This is a genomic window from Methylomonas methanica, assembly GCF_001644035.1.
GTDB lineage: Bacteria > Pseudomonadota > Gammaproteobacteria > Methylococcales > Methylomonadaceae > Methylomonas > Methylomonas methanica_A.
Window position 1 is genome coordinate 1 of sequence record NZ_LUUG01000010.1, and the last position, 11,196, is coordinate 11,196.

Below are 11,196 nucleotides of genomic sequence, written 5' to 3' on the forward strand. Positions count from 1 at the left end.
TCTCTAAACCGGCCAGTCAGACAAACCCAGATTCTACTAATTAGAAATCTACAAAGCGGACATTGGCGACCTCACCCAACGGCCAATTGCAGTCGATCGAGATGTCTTTTTGAATGACTTGTTTAAATCCGTAATCACTCATTCATATTAGTATTCAGCGCCTTGCTCTCTGCAATATTTTTTTAATGGACTTTCGGTACCACTTTTTAGAAAGAGACCAGTAATATTCATTAATTAGCTTTGGTCGAATCAAACTGATGATTGAGCTTATTACTGTAACCATCCCAAATATTATAGACAAGGTTGTATCGTTTTTTGAATACGAGTTAATAATCAAAAATAGGAATATTAAAGACAAGAATATATATGTAAAAAAAACCAATAAGCCTGTATTGTCTCCTGGCTGATTTTTTGAAAGGCAAGTTCAAATTTTTTCTTTCCCTATATCTGATCTGTCTCAATTCGTCTTTTGCTTGCCGCCCCTCTCGCGCATCTTTTTCTAGTAAGATTTTTTCTTTAATTATCCTTTCGATGTAATTTTCATTAAGAAATTGTTCCGCCATCGACATTGACTCAATTGACACATCGTCAGGTCTTGATGGAGCCTTATTTATTTCCTGATAAATTAAAGCAATGACATCTTTATCAATACTCCCCTCATTGTATTTTTTTGACAGGGTCTTATATATGTTATATACTGAGCGGCTAATTTGAGATGATATTGTTAATTTAGCTCTGATAATTGGATAAAACGAGACTGGCTTTTTAGATTTCCCACCAAATCCTTTGTTCAATTTAAACCATAATTTTTCAGTAATGAATTCGATGTTTGTCGCAAATGGAATAGCACCATTACCTTCGAATACATGAGGGGAAAATGATACTCTTTGAGGCAACCAACTCTCTGTAAGGAATATAGCTGCAACCCTATCGATTCCAATGTTATTCTGGCCTTGTCTAAGATAATTGATTTTCGTAAATATTTTCAGAATGGAAGAAACTTCCTTGGCGTCAACATTAGATTCTTGAAGTTCCTTGGATATATCCCTAACTGTTATTTCGCTTTCTATATTAAACTCTGGTTTGGAATAATAGTCCTTAGGCGCTTCCTTATCTATCCTAAGCTTAGATAGCTTATTTAAGAAATCCGCTTTCTTTGTTATAACATCACTCTCAGATTTACAGCCATTACAAATATTTATCATTGCTGTTTTAGATGGATCTATACTCCCTTTTCGTTCGACAATTTTTTTGCCGCGTAAAAGAATGCTTCTATATATTTATTGGTTTCCTCAAGATATCTTAATGTAATATTTCCATTCTTTTTATTGCGATTGACATCGTTAATAAGATCATTGAAATTATCAAATAATGACTTGTATAAGACGCCATTTAGACCGGTGGCACTGAACAGATGCTCTGCATCTAAAAAAATTATTAAGTCACCTCGCCAATTACCTAATGTAGATAAATCCGGTGAATACCGAATTCCAGTATAGAGAATTAGCCCTTCTTCTATGTTATCGAGCTTATCTTTGAAACCCTGCTCATCTTCGTGTTCAACGATAAATCTAGCGATTGTGATAGCGTGCTGAGTGTTTTTGTCAGGCCGGGTTAAATAATTTTCAAAACCTTCTTCTAAAGCTAGCTTATTAACATCAAGCAGACCATTATTCGAGCAATAATCATAAAGTCTTCCTATGATTTCATCATACTCCTTACGAGATTTTTCAAAATCAGCATCTATTTCAGCACTATTACTTAATTTAAATGATTCGGTTACACAGTAAATGCCGTTTTTAACGGTGAGGAGACCTGTGCGAACGAGCCGATTTTTTAGGCAACTTCGAATTATGGCTTCGGGCATATAAAACCCAAAGTCTTCTTCGAGATACTTAACGCATTCCATCGAGCCAAATGCTGATAGTGATTTAGTATTTACTATGGTTTTTATAAATTCACTTAATATATCGTAGATATCTTTTTTTCGTCATATAAGGCACGCAACACCGCAACCGATGACAATAGTTTTGCTTCTTTCAATATATTTACCCTAGTCGGTTATAAATTTATTATCAAGCCAATTTTCCTTGATAAGTTAATATTTTACTGACAGTTCGAATTTTTCCTGCCTATCGGGAAAAGCGCCTAGGATGATGACATGGACTCCTCCCCACCCCTAACGGTGTCACAATGCACCCGAGAATTTAAACGGGACAAAGAGGAGTCCGAAATGAATCGTAACGTAGTGGGTTTGGATATCGCAAAACAAGTTTTTCATCTGTTCATGATGCTAGACGGCAAGGCTATAAAGCGAAAATTGAAGCGGCCGGAATTGCTGGCGTTCATTGCTCAGCTGCCGCCGAGCCTGATCGCACTGGAAGCCTGCGGTGGTTCGCACCACTGGGCGCGATCATTCCAACAACTAGGGCATGATGTGGAACTATTAAACGCTCGTTATGTAAAAGCCTTTGTAGTCGGCAACAAAAACGATTTCAACGATGCCGAGGCGATTTTTACCGCAGTACAGCAACCGAGAAAACGCACGGTGGTCATTAAAAATATGGAACAACAAGACTTGACCATGGTGCATGGCATCCGTCAGGGCAAAGTAGAAGAGCGCACCGCCTTGATCAACCAGATTCGCGGGCATTTGGCCGAACGCGGGATGGTGTTGCCGAAAAGCGCCAATCAGGTCAGGAAACAGTTGCCGTCGATTTTGGAAGACGCTGAAAATCAACTGTCGACGCTCAGTCGCGCGCTGTTTGCCGAACAGTATCAAGCCCTGGTGGCGATGGATGACGCGATCAAAGCATTGGACCGGCAAATCGACGCGCTGTGTCGGCAAAATGCCTTGAGCAAGCGCCTGATTGCCATTCCGGGCGTTGGTCCGCTCACCGCCACCTTGGCGGCAGCCGATGTGGGCGATGGCAAGGGGTACGAGTCCAGTCGCGATTACGCCGCCAGTTTGGGTGTGGTGCCCAGGCAGCACAGCAGCGGCGACCGGCAAGTCTTGCTGGGCATCTACCCAAAGGGCACAAGAGCAAACGCGGCAATCGACGCTTGCGCACCTTGCTGATCCACGGCGCTCGGGCGGTATTGAAATACTGCGGCGACAAGAGCGACCCGTTGAGTCGCTGGCTACAAGCCTTGATCGAACGACGTGGTTTCAACAAGGCGACCGTGGCCTTGGCTAACAAGAATGCCAGGATTATCTGGGCGCTGGCCACTGGCTCTGGCGAATATGCGGCCCAAGTGGCTTGATTGAGTGAAGTCCGGGTTATCCACCCTTTGCCCAACGCCTCCACACGAGTGAAGGGTTCCGGCGTCGGGCAAAGCGTGGACAACTCTCAATCCGGTGTCGTACAAGACAACTGAGTTCAACAGATTGCGGAGGCAAGACAACCTTTAGTGATGACATTCAACAGGTCAGACCGGTGCTTTTAAATCCCGTTCGGCACATAGGTTCTTAGAAACCGTTAGGGTGATAGTGGAAAAAGCGCGCGGATAGATTCATCAGGGTCCGAAGGCCTATCAAGTACCTTCATCAAGAGACCGAATATATGGCTGTAATCTCGATCTCTGTTGGAATCATTATTTTTGGCAACCTTGGCTTGCAATTGGGGAGGAGTCCATATATGTGGCGATAGCCGAAACCCATCTTTTTAAGCTGGCAATTGATAGGTATCGCGATGCTCCACCCATCTACTGTCGGCTATCTTACCGATTTTTGTCATTCGTAAATCTTTGGCAATTGTCCCTTTTGGGCCGAATTTGCCCATTCGTTACCTTCATAGACAAGTTGCTAGCCCGATTCCCCAATCATTAATAATCCAACCGCGACACCTTCATCGGCTCTTTCATAGTTAAGGCGACCAGCATCGACACGGCCGCGCAAGCGCTGACATAGTAGGCAAACCATTCCGGGTGGCCGAAACTCTTTAACCACAACGCCAGATACTCGGCGGTGCCGCCGAATATCGCCACGGTCACGGCGTAGGGAAAGCCTACCCCTAATGCGCGGATATGCACCGGAAACAATTCGGCTTTGACAATGGCATTGACCGAAGAATAGCCGGAGACAATCAGCAATGCGCAGACATACCATCCCAACGCGGATTGCATCGTTTGCGCGTGGCCTAATAAATCAAGCAATGGCGCAGTAAACAGGGTCGCGCCGGCGCCGAAGGCAATCAGCATCGTGCGCCGACCGACATAGTCTGAAATCAAACCGAACAGTGGCTGAATCAACATAAAGACGATCAAGGCCACCGTGCAAATCGTCGTGGCGTCGTCCTTGCTGAAGCCCGTGGTGTTGACCAGATACTTTTGCATGTAGACGGTGAAGGTGTAATACGACAAGGTCCCGCCGGCAGTCAAAGCAACCACGGTCATTACCGGTTTGGGATAGTTCAGCAGCTCGCGTAGTTTGGGGTGCCGGGCCGGATAAGTATGCTGCTCGATGAAGGCCTTGGTTTCGGCCATGTTGCCGCGCAGGCCCATCGCCACCACAGCCAGCAAGCCGCCGACGATAAAGCCGATACGCCAACCCCAAGCGTGCAGTTGCTCGCTACTCAACAGGCATTTTTGTAAGAGCATCAATAACCCCAAGGCCAGGATTTGCCCCAGGACAATGGTGACGTATTGAAAGCTGGAGTAATAGCCGCGCCGGTGCGGTACCGCCATCTCACTAAGATAGGTAGCGGAACTGCCATACTCGCCACCGATACTGAAGCCCTGCAACATGCGGGCGAAAAGCAACAAGGCCGGCGCCCACATACCAATCACCGCATAGCCCGGTGTGCAAGCAATGATTAACGACCCTAAACACATCAAACTGACCGAAAACAGCAAAGCACTTTTGCGACCCTTGCGGTCCGCCAGGCTACCCAACCACCAGCCGCCCAAGGGCCGAAAGATAAAACCCACCGCAAATACCGCCGCATTATTCAGCAACTGGGCGGTTTGATCGGTTTCCGGGAAGAAAGCCGGGGCAAAGTACAAGGCAAACGCGGCATAAATTGCCCAGTCAAAATATTCCACCAGGTTACCAACCGAGCCGCTGAAGATATTGAGCAAGCGCCTGCGTTCTGAATGCTGGAATTTGGGATTGGACATGTCGCTCAAGCCGATGAGTTTTTTGACCATCTTAACTTACGCGCCACAACTGACCCACACACCTTTTCAAGTGGGTAACCCACGCGACCGATACGACAGCCACACCGGCAGCCTTCGAAATTCCGTGATTTCACGCATTCCGGAACAAAAACAAGCCAAATCACACGCTTTAGTTGTCCGATTTTGCATGTACTCACACCCCGGATCGACAAACATCCTGAACCTGATTAAATGTAATGAGCTAATTTTATTTGATTATTTTCGAAACGCTTGGCATACACACCAACGACCGACTACTTCGGAGCAATTCTTGCTTAATGTTAAGCTTGCAGGAAAAAAAGCGGCGACCGTAGTCCAAAGCACCTTAGCCAAAGCCTATTGCGGCTGAGCGTAAAACCTTTTGTCAACTGGGCATGCAACTATTAAGCAACGTTTGAATCGATGACCACAGAGTGTATTGGCGACGGCCAACAAGACCTAACCCGACTGTATCAGGACCATCACCCCTGGCTGCTGCAATGGCTGGAAAAACGGGTGCAGGACCGCCTCCAAGCGGAAGATCACGCGCAAGACACGTTTTTGCGCGTGATCACTGCAAGAGAAACCCTAAACCTGGACGAACCCCGCGCTTACCTGACCACCATCGCCAAGCGCTTGCTGATCAACCACTGGCGGCGCAGCACAATAGAGCAAGCTTACTTGGCACGTCTCGCGGCTTATCCTGAAGAGATTGCCATTTCGCCCGAGGATAGCACCATCATTCTCGAAGTCCTGCGGGAAATCGATGAATTACTGAATCAACTACCGGCAAAAGTCCGTAAGGCATTTCTATTGGCACAACTGGACGACCTCACCTATGCCGAAATTGGTCAGCAGCTTGGCGTCAGCGACCGTATGGTTAGAAAATATATGGCGCAAGCCATGTTTCAGTGCCTGAGTGCCGGCTTCTAAACCAAGATGCAACACAAACGCCACCCGGAAATCGATCCGCGCGTCTTGGCACAGGCTGCCGAGTGGTTTGCGCTATTCCGATCCGGACAAGCTCAGCACAGCGAAACGGCACAATGGCAAGCCTGGTTAGCCGAACACCCTGACCATCGAGCCGCTTGGGCCAGAGTTGAGTTTTACATTGACCGATTTAAATCACTGCCGCCCAAAGCCGCGTTAGCCGGATTGACTGCGCCTGATTTGCAGCGTAGACGCGCGATCAAAAATTTAGTGTTACTTGGCGCCGTCGGCTTAGCGAGTTGGCAATTTTCCCGTGGCCGCTATTGGCAAGAATGGACATCTGACTACCCTGTCGCACAAGGCCAAATCCAAACCGTCACCTTGGCGGACGGCTCAACCGTCATTCTGGATAGCGGTAGCGCCTTAAACGTCGAATTCAGTATGGATTTGCGCCGCTTGCAATTGGTATCCGGGGAAATTTACATCGAGACCGCCAAGGACAATGCAGATTGGCAGCGGCCATTTGTGGTCGATACTCAGGACGGCAGGGTTCGGGCGCTGGGCACCCGCTTTAGTGTCAGTCAACAGGCCGACCACAGCCAGGTCGCGGTATTCGCAGATTCGGTTGAAATTCAGCCATCGAATCCAAACACCCCAAAACAACTACTACGGGCCGGCCAAGAAGCCCGATTTGTAGCCAATCAAGTAGAGCCGATACAGCAAATCAAGCTCGATAAACCAGCCTGGAGCCAAGGCGTCATCGTGGCCGATAACATTCCGCTCAGCGAGTTTCTGTTGCAACTTAATCGTTACCGTAAGGGTTATGTGACCTGTGCGCCCGAGATTGCCGATATGCGCATCATCGGCTCCTTCCCGCTTAAAGATACCGACAAAATCCTCGCCTCTCTGGCAACCAACTTGCCGGTCAAGTTAACTAGCCCGCTGCCGTATTGGGTGAAAGTATTGCCGCGCTAAGCGCGCCAGACAACTTAACATCGCTATACACCGTGCACCTTGCTTGAGAAAATACCATAGATCGTATGGCCTACAGGCAAAAACAAGTATATTTCTCCCCTGAAAAAAACGCTTTGTAAAAAGCGGAAAGAGGGATTGGTTTTGAGGATGTGTTATTAGCCATTGAAATGGGAAATGTACTTGATGATTTGACGCATCCAAATTCTGAAAAATATCCCAATCAATCGGTTTTTATCATCTTAATCGCCATAAAAAATTATGTTTACATCGTGCCTTACGTTGAAGAAGAGAACAGCATTTTTTTAAAGACGATTATCCCTTCCCGAAAAATTAATAAACGTTACAACAAGGCGGCAAATGATGACTAAGCTAAATTTAGATGCTTTTGAACAAGACATTATCGATAGTGTTGAAAACGATGAATGGCGCAGTAAAGGCAATATTCAGGAGCGCCTGGTAGAACTGCAAGGTTTTTTGAAACACGAAAAGAAAAAATCAGTTTCCATCAGACTTTCTGAAAACGATCTTTATGCGTTAAAGAAAAAGGGACTGGAAAATGGCGTGCCGTATCAAAATATTATTCAAATTTTGGTGCACCAATATACGTCTAACAAAATTCATCTTGATGTTTCATGAGTGAGTTACTTTAGATAATCGCAATTAATCATTTGTCCTTTGCTGGAAAGCTTGGTTTTTTCCATAAAAACTCCAATCATGCGGTAAGAAATAACTAATTTACACAGCCTCAACCCTTATCATGCAACGAGCGCAACATAGCTTCGCGCAAGATGGCATTGATGCGGGTCTGGTAGCCTTTACCTTGGCTCTTCAGCCAGGCCAACACATCGGCGTCCACGCGCACCGTGGTAGATGTCTTGGTGGGTTTGTAGAACGGATTGTGCACGGCGTTTTTCCAGAAGGATTCATCAAGCGGCGGAATGTCACTGTAGTCGATTTCACTGTCCGGCATTTCCGCCAGCGCCTTGAGTTCCGCCTTACGTTCTTCGGTCAGCGGCGGCAGGTTATTAAGGTCTATCTCATAGCGAACAATTTTGCTCATAGCGCTTCCTCTCTTTTGGTTCGGCGCGACGTGCCGAAATAATGCGGATAAGTTCGGTGCCATCCTCGTCGCCTCGGATGGTGTGGGCCACCAGTAGCAGCAGATAGCCTTCCACTATACCCAAGGTCTGCCAGCGGTGCTCCCCGTTCTCAATACGGTCTTGCTTGACCACTGCGAACGGATCGGCAAAAACACGAGTGGCAGTCTCGAAGCTCACATGGTGCTTCCTGAGATTGCTTTCCGCCTTAGCCGGATCCCACTCAAATCTGGTTTTCATAGCCTCATGTTACTGCGGTATTGTTACTACATCAAGTTCAGACACTACCAGTTGAGTTGGCGAAAGCCCACAAAGACTCAATTTTATTTCCAAATAAAAACAGCCCCTTAAAAATATTTTCAAGTTCGAGTTCCGCTTTTTCAGTCTCGATTGACATAGGTAATGACAACACCATTTTTTAAAGGAGATAAAACCGATGTCATCGACCCATCGCCTCGGCACCCCCGGCTTACGACCCTCGCGATTGCGCCTGGCTATACAAGGCATTTTGCTGGCCTCCGCATTGACCGTATCCTCTGCCGCCCACGCGGATAGCGGTAACGACCATGCCAGCGTTAAGCGCAGCTACCAAATTGGCGGCGGTCCTTTGAGTCAGGCGCTAAGGCAGTTTGCGACTAGCTCCGGGCTACTGTTTTCAGCGGAAGCCACGTTAACCGATGGCAAAACCACTAGCGGGCTGGAAGGCGAGTACACCATCGAAGAAGGCTTTAAAAAGCTGCTGGCGGGTAGCGGGTTGACGTATAGCTTTACGGGTGAGGACTCGGTAGCGATTCGAGTGACGGATTTGGGAGGTGATGCGGTAGCTACTTTGCCGGTGGTGAGGGTGGAAGGAAAGGCGACATTGGACTCGACCGGAAATTACTTTGTTGGAAACTCAAGCACTGCAACAAAAACTGATACTCCGTTGATGGACACTCCGGTAAATGTGCAAGTTGTTCCGCAGCAGGTATTAGAAGACCAACAAGCAATAGTACTTGAAGATGCCACAAAAAATGTAAGCGGTGTACAGCGAGTTTGGAACGGTGAAGCCAATGGGCAGGATTTCGTGATTCGCGGCTTTGGTACACGGTATACAAGATTTAGAAATGGGCAAAGAATTTCAAACTTCAATACTGATATGGCCAATGTAGAACAAGTTGAGGTTTTGAAAGGTTCTGCGGCGATGTTGTACGGTAGAGTTGAACCTGGCGGCATGGTTAACGTTGTAACTAAAAAACCACAAGATGAAGCCCATTATTCATTGCAACAGCAATTCGGTTCTTATGACTTTTACCGCACTGTTGCTGAGGCAACTGGACCGCTCACTGATGACAAATCATTAACATATCGTATGGATTTCGGCTACACCGACCGAAATTCATTTCGTGATTTTGTTAGTCAAAATCAGATTTTTGTCGCACCTGCACTGCATTGGCAAGCCAGTGACAAGACCGAATTCAATTTAAGTCTTGAATACATGGATCGAAAGCTACCTTATGACACAGGTATTCCTGCAATTGGGAACAGGGTAGCTAATGCTCCTATTAATACCAATTATGGACAGCCAGGATCTAAATTCAATGAAGATCCAAGTGACAGCACTTTAGTAGACTTTAATTGGTCTCATTCGTTTAATGATAATTGGAAGATACAAAATGGTTTTGTAGGCAACTGGGCTAATTTGCATTATCGTAAAGTATTAGTCGCAGTCTTTCAGCCTTTATTAGAGCAAGGTTCAGATCCGATGCAGGTAAGACGTGGATCTCAATTTACTGATGACAATCAAGAAACTTATCTCACCTATTTTAATTTGAATGGAAAATTTAAAACAGGGGAAGTAAATCATACTATTTTGTTGGGTGGCGATTATTATTCTGATGAAACGAGATCTGGTGGTTTTTTTGGATTCAGCACTGCAAACGCACCTTTCGATAGTCCGTATAAAATGCCAGGAGATTTTGGCGGTGGAAGCTTCGCATTCTCTCGAGTTAATCTTTATAACCCAACTTATCCAAATTTAGATTTCAATGCTTATGAAAATCAGCGTATTAACCACCCAAACAATTTCTTTATTAGCCAAACCTCTTGGTATGGTTTGTATCTCCAAGACCAAATTTCCCTATTTGACGACAAGTTACAAATATTAGGTGGTGGTCGTTATGATTGGGCCCATCTTGCTACGGGGTCGTCTAACTCGTATACGAATTCAACGGACATAAATGGCAACTACAATGGCTATGTACCAAGCTTTAATAACATAACATTGGCGAAGCAAAATGAGGGCTTCTTTAGCCCGCGTGTAGGTGTTCTGTATCGCCCATGGACATGGCTATCTGTTTACGGTAATAGGACAGAAGGATTTGGAACAAATAATGGCCGGTCTGAAAATGGACAGCCATTAAAGCCAGAAACTACCGAACAGTATGAAGCAGGATTTAAAACAGAATGGTTTGACGGAAACCTCACAACAAATACTGCTTATTTCCATATTGATAAAAAGAATGTGTTGACGCTTGTTAGTGACGGAGGAATTTACGACACAATAGGTGCAGCTCGTAGTCAAGGAATTGAGGTTGACATCTCAGGTCGTTTATCAGACGAACTTAGCCTTATTACCAGCTATGCTTTCACTGATGCACGCATTACAGCCGACGGTGGGGCGCCTGGAAATAATATTGGCAACCGTTTGCCTAATGTTGCGGAACACTCTGGAAGTGCTTGGTTAAAATATGCTTTTCAACAATCGACCTTAAAAGGTTTAAGCGTGGGTATTGGTAGCTATATTGCTGGAACACGTGAAGGAGATAATGCTAACAGCTATAAATTATCGGGATATGTGAGAGTTGATACTTTTGCTGGTTATACAATGAATATTGGCCCAACAAAACTAACTACGCAACTTAATGTAAATAATATTTTCGATAAAAGATATTATTTTACCGGAGCACCTTATTACGCAAATCGAGCTTGGAATTTGCCGGGAGAACCGCTCACAGTTATGGGGTCTGTAAAGTTAGAGTATTAACCGCACAAGGGCCGTAGATACCGTCTCTCAAGT

At 45.7% G+C, this 11,196-nt stretch carries 11 protein-coding genes and 1 pseudogene; 7 read left to right on the forward strand and 5 right to left on the reverse strand.

Annotated features, from left to right (window positions below; translation table 11 throughout):
- Nucleotides 1-326: 326 nt before the first annotated feature.
- Nucleotides 327-1,205 (reverse strand): hypothetical protein, encoded by an 879-nt coding sequence (locus tag A1332_RS00570; RefSeq protein ID WP_064006648.1) that lies wholly within the window; start codon nt 1,203-1,205, stop codon nt 327-329.
- 17 nt (nt 1,206-1,222) lie between these two features.
- The gene (locus tag A1332_RS00575; RefSeq protein WP_157203906.1) at nt 1,223-1,867 is read right to left on the reverse strand and encodes a hypothetical protein; all 645 of its coding nucleotides are present in this window, start codon (nt 1,865-1,867) and stop codon (nt 1,223-1,225) included.
- Nucleotides 1,868-2,233: 366 nt separating this feature from the next.
- Here A1332_RS00575 and A1332_RS00580 point away from each other — a divergent pair.
- Nucleotides 2,234-3,264 (forward strand): annotated as a pseudogene (locus tag A1332_RS00580) (IS110 family transposase).
- Nucleotides 3,265-3,825: 561 nt separating this feature from the next.
- On the opposite strand, the gene A1332_RS00585 reads toward A1332_RS00580, so the two are convergent.
- Complete coding sequence (locus tag A1332_RS00585; RefSeq protein ID WP_064006655.1) at nt 3,826-5,118, reverse strand: MFS transporter; 1,293 nt, start codon at nt 5,116-5,118, stop codon at nt 3,826-3,828.
- Here A1332_RS00585 and A1332_RS25170 point away from each other — a divergent pair.
- From A1332_RS25170 to A1332_RS00605, 5 genes are all read left to right on the forward strand, one after another.
- A complete protein-coding gene (locus tag A1332_RS25170; protein ID WP_157203907.1) occupies nt 5,117-5,506 on the forward strand; it encodes a hypothetical protein in 390 nt (129 codons plus the stop codon). The two genes, A1332_RS00585 and A1332_RS25170, sit on opposite strands and share 2 nt — an antisense overlap.
- 53 nt (nt 5,507-5,559) lie before the next feature.
- The gene (locus tag A1332_RS00590; RefSeq protein WP_064006650.1) at nt 5,560-6,069 is read left to right on the forward strand and encodes a sigma-70 family RNA polymerase sigma factor; all 510 of its coding nucleotides are present in this window, start codon (nt 5,560-5,562) and stop codon (nt 6,067-6,069) included.
- Nucleotides 6,070-6,075: 6 nt separating this feature from the next.
- On the forward strand, nt 6,076-7,041 hold the full coding sequence (locus tag A1332_RS00595) for a FecR domain-containing protein (RefSeq protein WP_064006651.1): 966 nt from the start codon (nt 6,076-6,078) through the stop codon (nt 7,039-7,041).
- A 149-nt stretch (nt 7,042-7,190) separates the two neighbouring features.
- A complete protein-coding gene (locus A1332_RS00600; protein WP_231890170.1) occupies nt 7,191-7,409 on the forward strand; it encodes a hypothetical protein in 219 nt (72 codons plus the stop codon).
- The gene (locus A1332_RS00605) at nt 7,399-7,677 is read left to right on the forward strand and encodes a hypothetical protein (RefSeq protein WP_064006652.1); all 279 of its coding nucleotides are present in this window, start codon (nt 7,399-7,401) and stop codon (nt 7,675-7,677) included. The genes A1332_RS00600 and A1332_RS00605 overlap by 11 nt, the downstream gene beginning before the upstream one ends.
- A 109-nt stretch (nt 7,678-7,786) precedes the next feature.
- Here the strand turns inward: A1332_RS00605 and A1332_RS00610 are convergent, their stop codons facing one another.
- Nucleotides 7,787-8,101, reverse strand: a complete 315-nt coding sequence (locus tag A1332_RS00610; RefSeq protein ID WP_064006653.1) for a BrnA antitoxin family protein — start codon at nt 8,099-8,101, stop codon at nt 7,787-7,789.
- Nucleotides 8,079-8,378 carry a BrnT family toxin gene (locus A1332_RS00615; protein ID WP_064006654.1) on the reverse strand — a complete coding sequence of 100 codons (300 nt, stop codon included), beginning with the start codon at nt 8,376-8,378 and terminating at the stop codon, nt 8,079-8,081. Before A1332_RS00615 ends, A1332_RS00610 begins: the two co-directional genes overlap by 23 nt.
- A gap of 196 nt (nt 8,379-8,574) precedes the next feature.
- Between A1332_RS00615 and A1332_RS00620 the strand changes: the two genes are divergently transcribed.
- Nucleotides 8,575-11,163, forward strand: coding sequence for a TonB-dependent siderophore receptor (locus A1332_RS00620; RefSeq protein WP_082879458.1), 2,589 nt, complete (start codon nt 8,575-8,577; stop codon nt 11,161-11,163).
- Nucleotides 11,164-11,196: the final 33 nt, after the last annotated feature.

Excerpts from the sequence above, each read along its gene's own strand:
- A1332_RS00570 (WP_064006648.1), bottom strand. The coding sequence starts at position 1,205 with ATGATAAATATTTGTAATGGCTGTAAATCTGAGAGTGATGTTATAACA.
- A1332_RS00610 (WP_064006653.1), bottom strand. The coding sequence starts at position 8,101 with ATGAGCAAAATTGTTCGCTATGAGATAGACCTTAATAACCTGCCGCCG.
- A1332_RS00605 (WP_064006652.1), top strand. The coding sequence starts at position 7,399 with ATGATGACTAAGCTAAATTTAGATGCTTTTGAACAAGACATTATCGAT.
- A1332_RS00590 (WP_064006650.1), top strand. The coding sequence starts at position 5,560 with ATGACCACAGAGTGTATTGGCGACGGCCAACAAGACCTAACCCGACTG.
- A1332_RS00615 (WP_064006654.1), bottom strand. The coding sequence starts at position 8,378 with ATGAAAACCAGATTTGAGTGGGATCCGGCTAAGGCGGAAAGCAATCTC.
- A1332_RS00595 (WP_064006651.1), top strand. The coding sequence starts at position 6,076 with ATGCAACACAAACGCCACCCGGAAATCGATCCGCGCGTCTTGGCACAG.
- A1332_RS00575 (WP_157203906.1), bottom strand. The coding sequence starts at position 1,867 with ATGCCCGAAGCCATAATTCGAAGTTGCCTAAAAAATCGGCTCGTTCGC.
- A1332_RS25170 (WP_157203907.1), top strand. The coding sequence starts at position 5,117 with ATGTCGCTCAAGCCGATGAGTTTTTTGACCATCTTAACTTACGCGCCA.
- A1332_RS00585 (WP_064006655.1), bottom strand. The coding sequence starts at position 5,118 with ATGTCCAATCCCAAATTCCAGCATTCAGAACGCAGGCGCTTGCTCAAT.
- A1332_RS00620 (WP_082879458.1), top strand. The coding sequence starts at position 8,575 with ATGTCATCGACCCATCGCCTCGGCACCCCCGGCTTACGACCCTCGCGA.